This is a genomic window from Ruegeria atlantica (genome assembly GCF_001458195.1).
GTDB lineage: Bacteria > Pseudomonadota > Alphaproteobacteria > Rhodobacterales > Rhodobacteraceae > Ruegeria > Ruegeria atlantica.
The window spans coordinates 64,153-81,423 of the sequence record NZ_CYPU01000017.1; the positions used below are offsets into that span (position 1 = coordinate 64,153).

20 protein-coding genes are annotated in these 17,271 nt (G+C 57.6%); 9 read left to right on the forward strand and 11 right to left on the reverse strand.

Going from position 1 to position 17,271, the window contains the following annotated elements; translation table 11 throughout:
- Positions 1-624: 624 nt before the first annotated feature.
- From RUA4292_RS04685 to RUA4292_RS04710, 6 genes are all read right to left on the reverse strand, one after another.
- On the reverse strand, positions 625-1,092 hold the full coding sequence (locus tag RUA4292_RS04685) for an Hsp20 family protein (RefSeq protein ID WP_058276541.1): 468 nt from the start codon (positions 1,090-1,092) through the stop codon (positions 625-627).
- A 122-nt stretch (positions 1,093-1,214) separates the two neighbouring features.
- A complete protein-coding gene (locus RUA4292_RS04690) occupies positions 1,215-2,030 on the reverse strand; it encodes a trypsin-like serine peptidase (RefSeq protein WP_058273017.1) in 816 nt (271 codons plus the stop codon).
- The gene (locus RUA4292_RS04695; RefSeq protein ID WP_058276542.1) at positions 2,027-2,821 is read right to left on the reverse strand and encodes a trypsin-like serine peptidase; all 795 of its coding nucleotides are present in this window, start codon (positions 2,819-2,821) and stop codon (positions 2,027-2,029) included. The genes RUA4292_RS04690 and RUA4292_RS04695 overlap by 4 nt, the downstream gene beginning before the upstream one ends.
- A gap of 118 nt (positions 2,822-2,939) precedes the next feature.
- Positions 2,940-4,256: a glycolate oxidase subunit GlcF gene (gene glcF, locus RUA4292_RS04700; protein ID WP_058276543.1), complete on the reverse strand. Its 1,317-nt coding sequence runs from the start codon at positions 4,254-4,256 to the stop codon at positions 2,940-2,942.
- A gap of 4 nt (positions 4,257-4,260) precedes the next feature.
- Entirely contained in the window at positions 4,261-5,361 is a 1,101-nt protein-coding gene (locus RUA4292_RS04705; protein ID WP_058276544.1) for an FAD-binding protein, read from the reverse strand.
- A 25-nt stretch (positions 5,362-5,386) separates the two neighbouring features.
- Positions 5,387-6,835, reverse strand: a complete 1,449-nt coding sequence (locus tag RUA4292_RS04710; protein ID WP_058276545.1) for an FAD-linked oxidase C-terminal domain-containing protein — start codon at positions 6,833-6,835, stop codon at positions 5,387-5,389.
- Positions 6,836-6,915: 80 nt separating this feature from the next.
- Between RUA4292_RS04710 and RUA4292_RS04715 the strand changes: the two genes are divergently transcribed.
- Both RUA4292_RS04715 and RUA4292_RS04720 read left to right on the forward strand, forming a co-directional pair.
- On the forward strand, positions 6,916-7,626 hold the full coding sequence (locus RUA4292_RS04715; RefSeq protein ID WP_058276546.1) for a DUF599 domain-containing protein: 711 nt from the start codon (positions 6,916-6,918) through the stop codon (positions 7,624-7,626).
- 35 nt (positions 7,627-7,661) lie between these two features.
- On the forward strand, positions 7,662-8,009 hold the full coding sequence (locus RUA4292_RS04720) for a hypothetical protein (protein WP_058276547.1): 348 nt from the start codon (positions 7,662-7,664) through the stop codon (positions 8,007-8,009).
- 3 nt (positions 8,010-8,012) lie between these two features.
- Here RUA4292_RS04720 and RUA4292_RS04725 read toward each other — a convergent pair whose 3' ends face one another.
- The 4 genes from RUA4292_RS04725 to RUA4292_RS04740 all read right to left on the reverse strand — a co-directional run bounded on the left by RUA4292_RS04725 (position 8,013) and on the right by RUA4292_RS04740 (position 10,891).
- Entirely contained in the window at positions 8,013-8,498 is a 486-nt protein-coding gene (locus RUA4292_RS04725; RefSeq protein ID WP_058276548.1) for a flavodoxin family protein, read from the reverse strand.
- A gap of 1 nt (position 8,499) precedes the next feature.
- Positions 8,500-8,970, reverse strand: coding sequence for a 23S rRNA (pseudouridine(1915)-N(3))-methyltransferase RlmH (rlmH, locus tag RUA4292_RS04730; protein ID WP_058276549.1), 471 nt, complete (start codon positions 8,968-8,970; stop codon positions 8,500-8,502).
- 44 nt (positions 8,971-9,014) lie between these two features.
- Positions 9,015-9,374 (reverse strand): ribosome silencing factor, encoded by a 360-nt coding sequence (gene rsfS / locus RUA4292_RS04735; RefSeq protein WP_058276550.1) that lies wholly within the window; start codon positions 9,372-9,374, stop codon positions 9,015-9,017.
- 164 nt (positions 9,375-9,538) lie between these two features.
- Entirely contained in the window at positions 9,539-10,891 is a 1,353-nt protein-coding gene (locus RUA4292_RS04740; protein WP_058276551.1) for a mechanosensitive ion channel family protein, read from the reverse strand.
- Between the two features lie 102 nt (positions 10,892-10,993).
- Between RUA4292_RS04740 and RUA4292_RS24400 the strand changes: the two genes are divergently transcribed.
- The 4 genes from RUA4292_RS24400 to leuD are packed head-to-tail and all read left to right on the forward strand — an operon-like array spanning position 10,994 to position 13,788.
- Positions 10,994-11,092, forward strand: a complete 99-nt coding sequence (locus tag RUA4292_RS24400; protein WP_108861670.1) for an isopropylmalate isomerase — start codon at positions 10,994-10,996, stop codon at positions 11,090-11,092.
- 52 nt (positions 11,093-11,144) lie between these two features.
- The gene (gene leuC, locus RUA4292_RS04745) at positions 11,145-12,548 is read left to right on the forward strand and encodes a 3-isopropylmalate dehydratase large subunit (protein ID WP_058276552.1); all 1,404 of its coding nucleotides are present in this window, start codon (positions 11,145-11,147) and stop codon (positions 12,546-12,548) included.
- A 37-nt stretch (positions 12,549-12,585) separates the two neighbouring features.
- Complete coding sequence (locus tag RUA4292_RS04750; protein ID WP_058276553.1) at positions 12,586-13,140, forward strand: HdeD family acid-resistance protein; 555 nt, start codon at positions 12,586-12,588, stop codon at positions 13,138-13,140.
- Between the two features lie 42 nt (positions 13,141-13,182).
- Entirely contained in the window at positions 13,183-13,788 is a 606-nt protein-coding gene (leuD, locus tag RUA4292_RS04755) for a 3-isopropylmalate dehydratase small subunit (protein WP_058276554.1), read from the forward strand.
- Between the two features lie 24 nt (positions 13,789-13,812).
- Here the strand turns inward: leuD and RUA4292_RS25155 are convergent, their stop codons facing one another.
- Positions 13,813-14,043, reverse strand: a complete 231-nt coding sequence (locus RUA4292_RS25155) for a hypothetical protein (protein WP_233493351.1) — start codon at positions 14,041-14,043, stop codon at positions 13,813-13,815.
- Between the two features lie 78 nt (positions 14,044-14,121).
- Between RUA4292_RS25155 and RUA4292_RS04760 the strand changes: the two genes are divergently transcribed.
- The 3 genes from RUA4292_RS04760 to leuB all read left to right on the forward strand — a co-directional run bounded on the left by RUA4292_RS04760 (position 14,122) and on the right by leuB (position 17,250).
- Positions 14,122-14,952, forward strand: a complete 831-nt coding sequence (locus RUA4292_RS04760; protein ID WP_058276580.1) for a hypothetical protein — start codon at positions 14,122-14,124, stop codon at positions 14,950-14,952.
- Positions 14,949-15,980, forward strand: coding sequence for an endonuclease/exonuclease/phosphatase family protein (locus RUA4292_RS04765; protein WP_058276555.1), 1,032 nt, complete (start codon positions 14,949-14,951; stop codon positions 15,978-15,980). The genes RUA4292_RS04760 and RUA4292_RS04765 overlap by 4 nt, the downstream gene beginning before the upstream one ends.
- A gap of 166 nt (positions 15,981-16,146) precedes the next feature.
- Entirely contained in the window at positions 16,147-17,250 is a 1,104-nt protein-coding gene (leuB, locus tag RUA4292_RS04770) for a 3-isopropylmalate dehydrogenase (RefSeq protein WP_058276556.1), read from the forward strand.
- Positions 17,251-17,271: the final 21 nt, after the last annotated feature.

Sequence of the window (17,271 nt, forward strand, 5' to 3'; positions counted from 1 at the left end):
AGGCTTATTGTCCCAGTCAAGGCTAAACAAAGCAGTTTCGAATTCCTTCCGGCTTCCGATGATCTGGCTTGAGCGGAAACCGGAAAGCATGCCAAGCCGTATGCTCCTCGGCTGAGTGTCCAAACACCGACCAATGCCTTCAACTACAAGATTTGCGCAGAATAGTTTCCGTTGGTACAGGTAACTTTCTTGAAATCCAGCGAGGTTTTCGTTGCCGCTTACCGGAAAAACCTCGATTTACGCCTTAACGGAACCGTCGCATTTCAGGCATTCATACATGACCGTGGATTCAAAGAATGTCACTTCCCATTCACCGTCACGTTCTAAGTTGCCTATCAAAGAGTGATCGATAAGAAGAGCAAACGGCCCATCATCTGCGTGAGAAATGTGCCCGAGAAATAGTAAAGCAATAAAGATGCAGCGCTTGAGCAAATTGATCTTCCAGTATTTTCAATCGATGGAAACAAGTAACCTTGCTGTGGTCAACAGAATTGGAAACGGCGGCTTTGTCCGCTTAGCGGACCTTCCGGTTCTACAAAAACAACGCCCCGCGTCTGGAGGAACGCGGGGCGTATGGTGCGATAATCCAGAGAGGAACGATTATCGCGGCGTATCAAAGTCGCCTTAGTTCACGGCTTTGGCGTCGACCACGTCCTTTTCGATGGCATTGGCCGAAGAAATCTCGATCCGGCGCGGTTTCAATGCCTCGGGCACTTCGCGCTTCAGGTCGATGTTCAGCATGCCGTTTTCATGGCTCGCGCCGATGACCCGTACGTGATCGGCCAAAGCAAAGCGGCGTTCGAACGCTCGGGTGGCGATGCCACGGTGCAGGTAGCTGCGCTCTTTGTCCTCGGCGGCTTTCTTGCCAGCAACGATAAGGGCGTTTTCTTTCATTTCGACCGAAAGGTCATTCTCCGAAAAACCGGCGACTGCAACCGAGATGCGATAAGTGTCGGCATCGGTCTTTTCGATGTTGTAAGGCGGGTAGCTCGGCTGAGCCACATCATTGGTCAGCACGCGATCCATCATGTCGGCGATCTGGTCAAAACCAACGGTGGCACGGTGCAGGGGTGCAAAATCAAAACTACGCATGTGTCATATCCTCATATCAGAGCGATCTGTGTTCTGCCCTCCGTTCGGACGGGCATCTGGTTGATACGGGCCCCGTTCGTGGCGACCCGATACAGTTCACATGGGTAGCAATTTGATCGAGTTCAACCCCCGCCCGAGCTGATGAATTTCGCGCCGGAATTCGACTTGCCGGACCCGACCTGCAACCGGCGGATCGTTGCCTGTGGACGCGGCGCATCGCGTCGCAGGTCCGCCTTTAGTTCGGCAACGATTCCAGATAGTTCCATGCCAAATCCTACTTTCTGATACCCGTTGGACGCGACTGCGGAAACTACAGACAGAATCTGCCAACGCGGGCCGTTTTTGGCAAGTAAGGCAGAACCGGAGGACCCAAAGGTGATATCGCAGTTGAAAGTAATCAATCCCTGGTCTCGATCCAATATCCGACAGGACCTTTCACGTGTAATCGCCTCGGACCGGCCGCGCCCGTATGAGGCCAGGCTGACCTCATTTCCCGAGACCCTACCCTGATGCAGGGCAAAAGGATCGGCGATGGAATATGGGATTGGCTCGTCCAGACGCATCAGAGCCACATCAACCTTCACCCGCGGTGCCGACACCGGGCCGTTTGCCACGAAATCCGGGTGCGCCGCGATTTGAATTACCTTGCGGTCGGCTAATGCGTCCTCGCCGCTTAACCCCGCCCGAAAAGTCACCATTCCCGGCGGGTACGGTTCGCCGGTGGCCTTGTCCAACGCACAGTGCGCAGCGGTCAAAACCAGATCCTGCGCAATCAGGGTGCCTGTGCAAAACCCGTCATCGCCGATGTCCAGACGTCCAACCGCCTCCCACCCGTAAAGGTCATCGCGGTCCGTCAGTTTACGCTTGGCTGTCTGGGCGTAAGTTGCAGAAGCGGAAATTGAAAGAAACAAAAGAAAATTCAGAAAAAAGCGACTCATGGTTTTATGAACCTTGCTCCAATATTGCGGTGTGCCCCTCCTTGGGAGGAAGATACGCCAAATCCGCGGCCAGCCGACAATTCTGCCTGCAGCAGTTTCAATGAATCTTCGACTGCGGTGCCGACAGCCACGCGCTGCCCGTTGAATTCGGCCTTGGCTGCGACGACCGAAACGATGCGCGGCCGGTCCCCGTCAAAGGAAAAGACCGGTGCGCCCGACGACCCGAACTCGACGTCACAGGACAACACCAAAACGTTGGATGTGCGCGTCATGACGGAGCACACTTCTTGCAACGAGGGGGCCTCGGCCCGGTCCTGCGCGTAGGACACGACCCCCACTTCGGCACCTCGGGCCGGGCGGTCTCCGGTCTCGAACGGAATTACGCTCGTATTGCGGATCGGTTGCCACAGCTCGATCAGCGCGATGTCATTGTACAGCCGCGAGGCCGTTGCCTCGGTGCTGTATTCGTAGTCCGGGTGAACAACAGCGCGACGTGCGGCCCGATAGGCCGATGCACGCCCAAGACGCCAGGCGGCCAGAAACTCGACCTCTGCCAGGTCGATCCGCTGACCAGTTACCTTATCGAACAGACAATGGGCAGCCGTCAAAACCTGGGTCGGAGAAATCAGTGTCCCGGTGCAAAACCCGGCGCCGTCCTTGATATCCAGGCGCCCGACCGCCATCCACGCGCGCCCCGCATCGGTGGTGTCCAGGCTTTTCAACCCGGTATCCTGGGCTGCGGCGGACAACGGCATCAAAGCCAGCGCCAATGCTGTGATCCAGTTTCGCAAACGGCACTCCGGCTTTGCTGTTGACGTATTTTCCTACGTCTCCGGTGCGGCAAAAATAGGGCGATGACGCCCGCGCCCGTTTAACGGGGCGAGTGGTGCGCAGTTGCATCAGCATGGTCTATCTAAGGACCGGAACCTTACGATTGGCTGGTTCACGCAATGCCCGCGGCACCGGACCGCCGGTTGCCCAATCCAAAAGCTCGACCGTGTGCAGCACGGGAATGTCCGTGCCAGAGCCGATCTGCATCATGCATCCGATATTGCCCGCCGCGATCACGTCCGGCTTTTTGGCTTCCAGCGTTTTGACCTTGCGGTCCTTCAGCTTGCCCGAAATCTCGGGCTGCATCAGGTTGTAAGTCCCCGCGCTGCCACAGCACAGATGACTATCTATAGGCTCTAACACAGCAAAACCGGCCTGTTTCAGCAGAGTTTTAGGATGAGCTTTGATCTTTTGACCGTGCTGCAGAGAACAAGCTGCATGATATGCAACGGTCAGGCCCCTGTCTTCACCTACAGGCAGTTCCAGCTGGACCAGCAGTTCGCTGATATCCATTGCAATCGACGACACCCGCGCCGCGTCTTCGATTATGGGATCGTTGCGAAACATATGGCCATAATCCTTGACAGTCGTGCCGCAGCCCGAGGTGTTGATGACAATGGCGTCCAGCCCGTCGCCGTGCATTTCTGCCGTCCAGGCCCTGATATTGGCCTTTGCGGCCTCATGGCTTTCACGGGTCTTGCCCATGTGATGGGTCAGCGCGCCGCAGCACCCTGCCCCTTCGGCCACGACGACCTCGCATCCCATCCTAGTCAAAAGTCGAATAGTTGCGTCGTTAATGTCAGTATTCAAAGCTTTTTGCGCACAACCCGTCATCAGCGCAACGCGCTTGCGCTGCGGTCCTTTGGCCGGAAATCTCTGCGGGTCGTCATTGCGACTGACGGGCGGGATATGTTTGGGCGCCATGTCCAGCATGGCACGCAACCGGGCGTCGGGCATCAGAAAGCGGAATGGTCGCCCCAGCTTCGCCCCGATCAAAGCCCAGCGGAACCGCATCGGATAAGGCAGGATCTGTGCCAGTACCCAACGCAACGCACGATCCGAGAAGGGGCGTTTATAGTTCTCTTCGATGTATTCCCGCGCATGATCGACCAGATGCATGTAGTGCACACCCGATGGACACGTGGTCATACAGGCCAGGCATGACAGGCAGCGGTCTATATGCTTTACCGTTTTCTCATCCGGTACACGCTCGTTTTCCAGCATGTCCTTGATCAGGTAAATGCGCCCCCGTGGACTATCCAACTCGTCCCCCAGCACCTGATAGGTCGGGCATGTGGCTGTACAAAACCCACAATGGACGCAGTTTCGCAGGATTTCATTTGATCTTTGGATCGCGGGATCTTGCAACTGCTCTTCGGTGAATGTCGTCTGCATCGGCTTACCCCAACAACCCCGGATTAAACAAACCGCGGGGGTCGAATTTTTGACGAATTCCCTTGGTTAGAGCCGCAATCCCGGACGCCTCCGGTTGAAAACGTCCCAGTTCGACCAGTGTTTCCTGCCCTGCCCGCACGATGTTTGCGTGACCGTCAAACGCGCCTAATTGCGCCCGCAGATCAGTTCCAACCGGCACCAAGGCCCAGATCAACCCACCGCCCCAATCAAACAACGTCCGATCTGCCGGGATGCGCGCAACGATGTCCGGCGCTTCCGAGGGTTTGACCGAAATGCGCCAGACATCACCGCTTTGTTCGTGGAAACCGGCTGCATCACGCAGGTCGGCCCACAATGTGCCGGGATGCTCAAGTTCGGCAACTTCGCCGAAACCAGACAGTAGGGATTTCAGTTGATCCGACCTGTATGACACCGAACCCGCAAATCCTTCGAGGCGCAGTAAGGCGCTTCCCATATCCGGGTCGTACGCTGCTCCGCTAACTTCAAAAGGGGATTTCAATGCGGCGGACAGCGCTGCAACTGCGGTGGTCACATCAGATACCTGAACAGACAGCGTTGCGGCGACTTCGGGCTTTGGCAGTACCTTCAACGACACTTCGGTCAAAACTCCCAGAGTGCCCCGGGATCCCGCCATTAGTTTGACCAGATCATAGCCGGTAACGTTTTTCATGACCCGACCGCCATTCTTGACGACCTGCCCCATGCCATCGACATAGCGCACGCCCAGCAGAAAATCGCGGCATGCCCCAGCCTGTACCCGCCGGGGCCCAGATATGTTGCCCGCCACAACACCGCCTATGGTCGGTGTGCCACTGGTTCCCAGCAGTCCCCGGTGATCCATCGGCTCAAAGGCCAATTGCTGACCTTCAGCGTCCAATGCGGCCTCAATCTCTCCAATCGGCGTGCCGGCCTTCGCCACCAGCGTCAGCGCGCCGGGTTCATACAGCGAGATCCCGGTCAGCCCGCTGGTTTGAATCGCCATGTCCGGCCCCGCGACGCCACGCGTACCGCCCCCAGTAATTCGAACTGGTTCATCTAACCCGGCCACCATCTCGGCCAGTTCGGCTTCTGTCTTTGGATTCATGGAAATTCTTCTTTGTTAGAGCCGACTATTCAGCAGCAATTCGCGCGATGCGTCGGGATTCAGACGCACTCAACGGAAAAACCTTGGCGGGGTTCAGCAACCAATTCGGGTCGAACACATCCTTGATGACCATCTGAGCCTCAAGGTCCGCAGGCGCGTATTGGTGGGACATCAGATCGCGTTTTTCGATCCCAACGCCGTGCTCACCTGTCAGGCAGCCACCCACATCAACACAAAGCTTCAGAATATCGGCTCCGAACGCCTCGCATTTCTCAAGATCACCGGGTTTGTTGGCATCGAACAGGATCAATGGGTGCATGTTGCCATCGCCTGCATGAAACACATTTCCGACCGGCAAGCCGTATTCTTCGCTCATTTCACCAATCCGGCGCAGCACTTCCGGCAAGGACGACACCGGGATCGTGCCGTCCAGACACATGTAGTCGTTCAACTGCCCCATCGCGCCAAAGGCCGACTTGCGCCCCAGCCAGATTTTCGCGCTTTCTTCGGCCGACTGGCTTTCGCGCAGTTCGACCGGATTGTGGCGCTTGGCGATTTCGATGATCTTTGACAACTGATAATCCATCTCGGCCTCGGACCCCTCGACCTCGACAATCAGCAAAGCGTTACAGTCGGGGTAACCGGCATGGGCGAAATTCTCACAGGCTTTGATGCACAGAGTATCCATGAATTCGATCGCAACCGGCAGGATGCCCGACTTGATAATGTCCGAGACGCATTGCCCGGCGACCTCGTTGTCATCAAACCCCATCAGCACGGGTCGCGCGCCCTCGGGTTTGCGCAGAATGCGCAGCGTGGCTTCAGTCACCACGCCCAACTGCCCTTCAGACCCACAGATGACACCCAGCAGGTCCAAGCCGCCAGAGTCCAGATGCGCGCCGCCAATCTCGACCACGCTGCCATCCATCAGCACCATCTTTACGCCCAACAGGTTGTTGGTGGTCACACCGTATTTTAGACAATGCGCCCCGCCTGAGTTCATGGCGATGTTCCCAGCAATGGCACAGGCGAGCTGTGAGGACGGATCTGGCGCATAGAAGAAGTCGTCTTCCTCGACCGCACCGGTCACGCTCAGGTTCGTGCGGCCTGATTGAACGCGAATGAAGCGGTTGTCATAGTCGACCTCCAGCACCTCGTTCATCCGGGCGACTCCAAGGATGACGCAATCCGCTGTTGGCAACGCGCCACCTGCCAAGGAAGTGCCCGACCCGCGCGGAACCACTGGAACGGCTTCCTCGTTGCAAATGCGTAGAACGTCCGAGACCTCTTGCGTGGTCGACGGCAGCACCGCCAGCATCGGAGGGCACCTATACGCCGTCAGTGCGTCGCATTCATAAGCACGTGTCTCGGACGGTTCATGAATAACCGCCTCTTCGGGCAAGACCTGCAACAAACGTTGAAGAACCACGGCCTTGCGGCGCAGAACGTCAGGATTTGGCGTTGGCATTTCCATGGCTGATCCTCCATTTGGTAAAATATTATTACCAATTTCTCCATCTGGCAAGTTCTCATGTCTGGCCCTAAGGTCGCCGCATGACGTGGATTGATCGGGCACAACTTTTTTCACCGCTGGACTATGCGGCAATTGCCGTGTTGCTGGTTGCTTGGCTCTGGATCGGGTGGCGGATCGAAAATCCCTCCCCTACCAAGAGTTCTGTCACGATGATGATGGATGACTATCGTCGAGAGTGGATGCGGGAAATGGTCACTCGACAGCCCCGAATGTTCGACGCGCAGGTGGTCGCGGCGATGCGGCAGGGCAGCACGTTCTTCGCCTCGACCACGATGATCGCTGTCGGGGGCGGGTTGGCTTTGCTGGGCAATACCGAACGCCTTGCCGGAGTCGCCAATGATTTGGCCATCGGCAGCGCACCGGCCATGGTGTGGGAGATCAAGATTCTGATCATCATCCTTTTTCTGGCCAATGCATTCCTGAAATACGTCTGGGCACATCGGTTGTTTGGCTATTGCGCGGTTCTGATGGCCTCGGTGCCCAATGAACCGTCGGACCCACAAGCCTATCCGCGCGCAGCACAAGCGGCCGAGATCTGCGTCACCGCGGCGCGCAGCTTTAACCGCGGTTTGCGCGTGACTTATTTTGCCCTGGCATCCGTTGCCTGGATACTTGGGCCTGTGGCGCTGCTGCTGGGCACGGCGATCACGTTCGGTGTCCTATACCGGCGCGAGTTTGCGTCGCATTCCCGGCTGGTCCTGCTGTCCCAACCGGGCGACACGGATTCGTGATCGCGAAGCCGACGGACACAGCCTAGGATCGCCACATGCGGTATTTGATTCTCAGCCTTCTTCTCGCCAGCCCGGCGCTTGCCGACCCTTCTGTGATTGAAAAAGTGGCGGCCAGCCAAAGCGGTGACACGTGGCGATTCGACGTGACGATCCGCCATCCCGATACCGGGTGGGATCACTATGCTGATGGCTGGCGTGTTTTAGACATGGACGGCAATGAACTGGGCATGCGCGTATTGCATCATCCACATGAGAATGAGCAGCCCTTTACACGCTCACTATCCGGGGTGGCGATTCCAGATGGCGTGTCTCAGGTTCAGATTCAGGCGCGGTGCAGTGTCGATGGCTGGGGTGACGAGACGACGTTGGTCACACTGAACTGATCTTCAGAACACACCCAGCGCCAGACCCGCACCCAACGCAGCCCCAATATCACGGCACTCATCCAGTTGGTTTTGCGGGATGGTCTTTTCGGCCAGAATAGCCTCGGGCGTTTGCGCATGGGTACTGATGATCAGCGGCGACTGAACCTCTTTCAAGCGCCACCCAGTGGCAATCCGCGCGGTTTGGCGGGCCGCATTCTCGCCATCAGACCCGGCACAGATCATCTGGGCATAGGGCCGTCCTTCGATCTTGCCCAGCAAAGGGTAGTAGCAGCGATCAAAGAACTCTTTCATCAGACCTGAAATCGCCGCCAGATTCTCGGGCGCGCAGAAAATATACCCATCCGCGGCCAACAAATCCTCAGGGGTCGCCTGATCTGCAGTTTTCAGAACCGTTTCCGCTTCGTCCCGCGCTCCTGCCGCGGCGGCTTGGGCCATTTGACGGGATCCGCCGGTGCGCGAATGGTAGACGATCAAAAGCTGCGCCATGTCAGACCCGGTGATAGGGACCGCCCGACAGGATGGTCGCGGCCCGGTAAAGTTGCTCGGCCAGCATCACACGGACCAGCATATGGGGCCAGACCATCGACCCGAATGAGATGGAAAAATCGGCCTCGGCCCGCAGATCAGGGTCTATTCCGTCCGCACCGCCAATGATCAATGCCAGATCCTGCCGCCCGGCATCGCGCCAGCCACCCAGTTTTTTTGAAAAATCAGGCGAGGACATCACCCGCCCACGTTCGTCCAACGTGCAGATCACCGCGCCTTTGGGCAGGGCCTTGCGTAGCAACACGGCCTCAGCCCCCATGCCTGCGTTTTTCTTGTCCTCAACTTCGATCACCTGTGCAGGACCAAGGCCCAGGCTACGGCCCGTCCGGTCAAATCTGGTCAGATAATCGTCAAGCAGGGACTTCTCCGGTCCGGCACGCAATCGCCCGACCGCACAAATGCTTATACGCATATTTCTCTCGCCTCCGGCCTGTTAATGCAGGCCGGGATAGCGCCTCAGTTGGCCGAGGCGCTGCCGCCCTGAGGCAGCCACATCTTTTCCAGCTGATAGAATTCACGCACTTCGGGGCGGAAGATATGGACGATTACGTCGCCCGTATCGATCAGCACCCAGTCGCCGGCATCCTTGCCTTCGACCTTCGAGGTGAAACCGAATTCCTGCTTGATGCGATCCGTCAGCTTTTCCGCCATGGCCGAGACCTGACGGGTCGACCGACCCGAGGCAATCACCATGTGATCCGCAACAGAAGACTTACCTTGCAGGTTGATCTGCACGACGTCTTCGGCCTTGTCATCGGAAAGTGAGGAAAGGATACGTTCAAGCAGCTTGTCGCTGATTGACTGAGAGTGGGCCATTACATTGGCCCCATCATCGGCGGGCAAACCCGCCTGTGTATGTAGAGACAGGACATAGTCCTCCTTTGTTGCGCGCCGCCAAACCCCGGCGCAGGGGTACTAATAAGGTAACAAGGGGAATGCAACATTTCAATGAACGGGCGCTTTTGCGGCCGCACGGGTGCTCACTCTTTGGCGATCTGTTGCGAGTCTGCGCCGTCGGGCAGAAGCCGAACCTCGCGCTGGGGGAAAGGAATCGATATCCCCTCGGCCTTGAAAGCGTCCCAAAGGGCGAGGTAAACATTGCCTCTGATATTGGTAAGCCCCTTGGTCGGATCGCTGATCCAGAACCGCAGCACATAGTCCACGCTGCTGTCGCCGAACCCGGTTATATGGCAGACCGGCTCATGTGAACCGCCGCTGAGAACACGTTTCACCGATTTGACTGCCCGGATCGCGGTTGCGCGCACCTGATGCGGGTCGTCGTCGTAGCTGGTGCCAAAGTCCAGGTCCAGACGCACATAACGGTCCGAATGCGACCAGTTCACCACCTGATTGGTGATCAAGTCTTCGTTCGGGATCAGGTATTCACGCCCATCCCGCGTGACCACCGATACATACCGCGCGCCTAGCGCGTTGATCCATCCGAATGTGTCACCCAACGAGATCACGTCGCCCGGTTTGATCGAGCGGTCCATCAGGATGATGATCCCGGAAATCAGGTTCGACACCACTTTTTGCAGGCCAAACCCGATGCCCACGCCGATCGCACCTGACAAAAGCGCGATACCTGTCAGATCAAATCCAAGCGTGCGGATGGCCGCCATAAAGACAGCTCCGTACAGCAGAACTTGAATGCCTTTGGCCAACAGAACCTGCATCGAAGGCGTGATGTCGTCGTTCCTCTGCAATCCCCGCTCGGCCGTGCGGGTCCCGATGCGGGCCAACGTCAGCAGCACGCCGATCAGCAAAGCGGCCTTGAGAATCCCCAGGGCCGAGATGTGCAGATCACCGATGGAAATCGCCACGCCGTCCAGAAACTCGGCCACATCATCCGTCAAGTTCAGCGCAACCAGTGTTGCATAGACCCACATTGCCCATTTGAAGATCCGCCGCAGCGTACGGTTGCGGACAAGTCGCGCCACCAGCGCGATCGCCAGCCATGCGGCGGCCAATGTCGCGATCACGCCGATAATGTAACTGTGCGACGGCCAGGTCACATTCTGCATGAACAGGTACAGCGGCCAGGACAACAAAACGAAATAGACCAGCGTCAGGCGCTGCATCAGCTGAACCAGAGTGCGCAGCCGCCATTTGGGCCAGCCGGTGCGGGCACGTGCCCAGGTTTCCCACCGGTTTTGCGTAACCAGTTTGAGCACATATGCCAAAGCCCACAGAGCGAGAATGATGATCAACTGGTGCCGCCGCCAACCCGGCGTGACGATCAGATCAACAAGTTTGCCGAACTGCACGGAAAACCCCGCGACCATGTTTTCATAGAGTTCCGACAGCGAGCTGGGGATCAGGTCTTGGTTCATACAGGTCTCCTGAACAGCAGCTTGGACAGCAACTCGGGGTGATGCAAGCCCGAGGCCGGATTGAACCTTGATTGACGGGCACACGCGATATATCTGAGGCGCATGAGAGTCTATTTGGCCCCTGCTCCGACACTGCAAGACCGCACGCGCCTGCGTGAACGGTTCTTTGGGGCCGCCCGCACGGTTCTGGCCCGCCTATAAGCGGCGCCCAGCCACTCGCCAGCTATTTCTCATTACAAACGGGAGAGGACCGATGTCCCCCAAAACACTCTATGACAAGATCTGGGATGCCCATGTCGCGCACGAAGCCGATGATGGCACCTGCCTGCTTTATATCGACCGCCATCTGGTGCACGAAGTCACCAGCCCGCAAGCCTTTGAAGGGCTTCGTATGGCGGGTCGTCCAGTACGCGCGCCGGAAAAGACCATCGCCGTGCCGGATCACAACGTTCCGACCACTGCGGATCGGGTGAATGGGATCGAAAACCCCGAATCACGCATTCAGGTCGAAGCGCTGGACAAGAACGCGAAGGATTTCGGCATTCACTATTACCCGGTGAATGACGTTCGTCAGGGCATCGTGCACATCGTCGGCCCCGAACAGGGCTGGACCCTGCCTGGCATGACAGTTGTATGTGGCGACAGCCACACGGCCACTCACGGCGCGTTTGGTGCTTTGGCCCACGGCATCGGCACGTCCGAGGTTGAACATGTTCTGGCCACGCAAACCCTGATCCAGAAGAAATCCAAGAACATGAAGGTGGAAATCACCGGCAAGCTGCAGCCGGGTGTGACCGCCAAGGACATCACTCTGGCTGTGATCGGTGAGACCGGTACTGCCGGCGGAACCGGCTATGTTATCGAATATTGCGGCGAAGCGATCCGCGATCTGTCGATGGAAGGCCGCATGACCGTCTGCAACATGGCGATCGAAGGCGGTGCACGTGCGGGCCTGATCGCGCCGGACGAGACCACCTATGAATATGTCAAAGGTCGCCCCCACGCGCCGAAAGGTGCCCAGTGGGAAGCAGCACTGACATGGTGGAAAACGCTGTTTACCGACGATGACGCGCATTTCGACAAGGTCATCACCCTGCGCGGCGAAGACATCGCGCCTGTCGTGACCTGGGGCACCAGCCCCGAGGACGTACTGCCGATCACCGCAACTGTACCGAACCCCGAAGATTTTGAAGGTGGCAAGGTTGACGCAGCCCGCCGCTCGATCGAGTACATGGGTCTGGAAGCCGGTCAAAAGCTGAGCGACGTCGAGATTGACACTGTTTTCATCGGGTCCTGCACCAATGGTCGCATCGAAGACCTGCGCGCTGCTGCCGAGATCCTGAAGGGCAAAAAGGTCAAGGACGGCATGCGTGCCATGGTCGTGCCAGGTTCGGGTCTGGTTCGGGCGCAGGCCGAAGAAGAAGGTCTGGCCGAGATTTTCAAGGATGCCGGTTTCGAATGGCGTCTGGCCGGATGTTCGATGTGTCTGGCGATGAACCCCGACCAACTGCAGCCGGGCGAACGCTGTGCAGCGACCTCAAACCGCAACTTCGAAGGCCGTCAGGGCCGGGGCGGACGCACCCATTTGCTGAGCCCTGCAATGGCTGCCGCAGCGGCAATAACAGGACGGCTGACAGATGTGCGTGAATTGATGTAAGGTCCCATCACATCTAGATATTTGAGGGATTGAAAATATGAGTGACTGGGTCAAATGGCTCCTGCTGGGGCTTCTGTCCATAGCGTTCGGTATCTTTGTACTGGGCGCGCCAGTTGTGGCGTCTGTCGCTGTGACGGTGGTAACCGGTGTGTTGCTGCTGATCTCGGGCGTGCTGCAAGTTGTTGGCGGCTTTACGGTTGAAGGCACCGGCAACAAAATTCTGTCACTCATCATGGGTGCGGTGATGCTGTTTCTGGGCTGGTCCTTTCTGGATCACCCGCTGCAGGGAACCCTGACACTGGCAACCGTGATGCTGATCCTGTTCATGGCAGGCGGCATCGCGCGGGTCATTCTGTCGTTCCAGATGAAGGGAACACAGTTTTTCTGGCCCACGATGATCTCGGGCGTCTTGTCGATCGTCCTCGCGGGCATCATCTGGACATATGTGGGAAGCGATCCTCAGGTGCTGCTGAGCATTTTGGGTATCTTCCTGGGCATTGAGATGCTGTTCAACGGGTTCGGCCTAGTCTTTATGGCGTTCTTCATCCGGAACGCACCCAACGACGCAACAACAGAAGCGAAACAAGCTTAAACTCGGGACATGGGCGCGGCCCACTCTCGCAGGAGTGTAGACATGGAAAAGTTTGACAAAGTCCACGGGGTGGCCGCCCCAATGCCGCTGATCAATATCGACACCGATATGATCATTCCGAAAGTGCATCTGAAAACCATCAAACGGTCCGGCCTTGGTGTCGTGCTGTTTGATGAGATGCGCTACCATCAACATGGTGGCGAAAACGAAGACTTCGTGCTGAACAAACCCGCCTATCGTCAGACAGAGATTCTGGTTGCCGGTGACAATTTCGGCTGCGGCTCGTCGCGCGAACACGCGCCCTGGGCGATCAAGGATTTCGGCATCAAGGTTGTGATCTCGACCAGCTTTGCCGACATCTTCTTTAACAACTGCTTCAAGAACGGCATCCTGCCCATCGTGGTCGAAGAAGAACACCACGCGATCCTGATGGAAGATGCGCATAAAGGCGAAAACGCCCGCATGACCGTGCATCTGGAGGATCAGCAGATCACCACCTCGGATGGCGTTGTGATCGAGTTCAGCGTCGACCCACATCGCAAGCATTGCCTGCTGAATGGTTTGGACGATATCGGCCTGACGATGGAGAAAGATCACCACATCGACAAATTCGAGGATCACGCAAGCCAGGCCCGCCCCTGGGTGTGATTCCAAGAACGAATCTGTGGATACTCAACCTATCGGGGTCGCCTGGGCGACCCCTTTCTCGTTCTTGGGGTTGTTGACCCGGCAACCACAACATGTGGTCCCCCCCCTCTGATACACGCCGAATTTGCGACAAAAATGATGCAACGGCGCACCAGTTTTGCCATCATTTTGCCCAAAATCACATGTTTTCTGCACCTTGGCTTGAGCGGATTGTCGCTGATCGTCAATGTTGGCGATAATAGAGGTCTCCGGCATTAAATACGCCGGATGCAAGATGGGACGAAGCCGCCAAAGAAAAAGAAACGGACAATCCGTTTTGAAAGGGTTTGGATAGTGATTGCGCGCACAACAGGGGCGGCGATTCGGGGATTATTGGTCGCACTTATGGTGCTGACACCCGCGTTGTACCTGCCTGTAACGTCTACGAATGGGACCGAGATAGTCGTCTTTCTCGCCATTCTCGCGTTTTTTCTGACGTTCGCTGAATACAACTCTGCCTTTCCCAGCTTTATCGAATTCCGCGATGCGCCACCTGTGAACCGTTTGCGCTTTGTTGGGCTGATGTCGATGATCACGTTCCTGACGTTGATCTGTAAGAACGCGTATACGCCGACCGGCCTGACGACGACCTTCTATTCCTTTGGCCTGGGCGCCGCGAATGTCGTCGACTTCCCCTATTCGCCGGTAAGGTTGATCATCCTGATGCTGCCGGCTAACGCAAGTGCGCCCCTGATCGAACTTGTCCGTATTTCTGCCAGCGTCGCGTATGTCGCTGCTTTGGTGACGATCGCCAGCTTTGCCTACGCAGTGAAAGTGCGCGGCTGGCCGACCGGAAACGGTGCCTTCAATGTCTGGACCAATCTTCCGTTGTTCGACCCCACCAAAGGCGGTGACGTGGTCACCCGCCTGCAGCGTGACGGACGGCTGAACATTTGCATCGGTATTCTGCTGCCGTTCCTGATCCCGGCGCTGATCAAACTGCTGACTGACTATGCCGATCCGATCTCTCTGAGCGATCCCCAGACCCTGATCTGGACGCTCAGCGCTTGGGCCTTCCTACCGGCCAGCATGATCATGCGTGGCATGGCGACCCTGCGCATTGCCAATCTGATCGTCGAAAAACGGCGCGCCTATTCTACAGCTGAGTCTACCCAGACCGCATGATCCGCATCCTGATCCTGCTGCTGTTGCCCGTTGTGGCGCAGGCAGAGACGATCTGTATTGCCACCTACAACACTGAACTCAGCCGCGATGGCCCGGGATTGCTGCTGCGCGATATTCGCCGCGGCGATGATCAGGTGATGGCGGTTACTGCGGTTTTGTCGGAAACCCGCCCCGATATCATTGCGTTGCAGGGGATCGACTGGGATTTCGAGGGGCTGGCGCTGGCGGCGCTGGCAAATCGGTTGAGCGAGGCCGGATTGGATTACCCCTACACTTTCGCAGCCCAACCAAATTCCGGCCTGGAAACGGATCTGGATCTGGACGGAGATGGTCGCACCAACGGCCCCGGCGACGCGCAAGGCTGGGATCGGTTCACCGGTCAGGGCGGGCTGGCCGTGATGTCCCGCTATCCCATCGCTTCGGATCAGATTCAGGACCTGTCCGACCTGCTATGGCAGGAACTGCCCGGTGCTGAACTGCCCCAACATGACGCAGGCCCCTCCCCCTCACAACAGGCGCAGAACGTTCAGCGCCTCTCATCCGTGGCGCATTGGGTTGTGCCCATCGAAGCTCCGGCAGGGCGGCTGGATTTGATGACCTTCCACGCCTCGCCCCCGGTGTTTGACGGACCAGAGGATCGCAATGGACTGAGGAACAAGGACGAGATCCGTCTTTGGTCCGCAGTCATGGACGGAGAAGTCGGGCGCAAACCCGATCGTCTGTTTGTCATCGCGGGTGACGCCAATCTGGACCCAGTGCGAGGTGATGGACGCAAGGAGGCGATCCGAGAGTTTTTGAACGACCCCCGCCTTCAGGACCCTTCACCCGCAGACCCCTCAGGCGATTTGACAACGGTGGTCTGGAAAACGGTTGGTCCAATGCGGGTCGATTACGTCCTGCCATCGGCCCAATGGAAGGTGGTGGATTCCGGGGTGCACTGGCCCGCTGCGGGCTCCGAAGAACGCAAAACCGCCGAAAGCGCCAGCCGTCATCGGCTGATCTGGGTCGACCTGACACTGCCTCGCTGATACGGCACTTTGCGCCATGATCTGGCCTGCAAAGCAGACCTGACGCAATTTTCAGACGCTAACGGAAACAAACCTGTATTTTCCTTGCCGTCAGGCGGGATCGTCTCATTGACCCGATGCCGCGCAGGCGCTAGGGCCTGTGCTGTAAAACGCAAGGAGATCCTTCATGTCCAACCCCTCGCTCCTCATCCTGCCCGGAGACGGAATTGGCCCCGAAGTCATGGCCGAAGTGCGCAGAGTCATCGACTGGTTCGGTGCGAAACGCGGCCTGGAATTCGACGTGAGCGAGGATCTGGTCGGAGGTGCCGCGTATGATGCGCATGGCAAGCCCCTGTCGGACGAGACGATGGCCAAAGCGCAAGAGGTTGACGCGGTTCTGCTGGGTGCTGTTGGCGGCCCAAAATACGACGATCTGGATTTCAGCCTCAAGCCCGAGCGCGGCTTGCTGCGCCTGCGCAAAGAGATGGACCTGTACTCGAACCTGCGCCCAGCGCAGTGCTTTGACGCGTTGGCCGATTTCTCGTCGCTGAAGAAAGACATCGTTGCTGGCCTCGATATAATGATCGTGCGCGAGCTGACCTCGGGCGTCTATTTTGGCGAGCCGCGCGGCATCTTTGAAGAAGGTAATGAGCGTGTTGGCATTAACACCCAACGCTACACCGAATCTGAGATCGAACGCGCCGCGCGCTCGGCCTTTGAGCTGGCAATGCGCCGGAACAAAAAGGTCTGCTCTATGGAGAAGGCCAACGTCATGGAATCGGGCATCCTGTGGCGCGAAGTTGTGAACCGTGTGGCCAAGGATTACCCCGAGGTCGAGCTGAGCCATATGTATGCCGACAATGGCGCGATGCAGTTGGTGCGTGCGCCCAAACAGTTCGACGTCATCCTGACAGACAACCTGTTCGGCGACATCCTGTCGGATTGCGCGGCGATGCTAACCGGCTCGCTGGGAATGCTGCCGTCGGCCTCGCTGGGTGCTCCGATGGCGAATGGCCGCCCCAAAGCGATGTACGAACCCGTCCATGGCTCGGCCCCGGATATCACAGGTCAGGGAAAAGCTAACCCAATCGCCTGTATCCTCAGCTTTGCCATGGCGCTGCGCTACAGCTTTGATCAGCTTGAAGAAGCGAACCGTCTGGAAGCCGCAATCGAGAAGGTACTGGTCGACGGGGTCCGTACTGGTGATCTGCTGGCCGACGAAGGCGTCACGCCGGTTTCGACCACGGAAATGGGCGACGCCATTTTGGGCGCGCTCGACGACAGCCTCTGATCGGACCCACATTCAATTGAA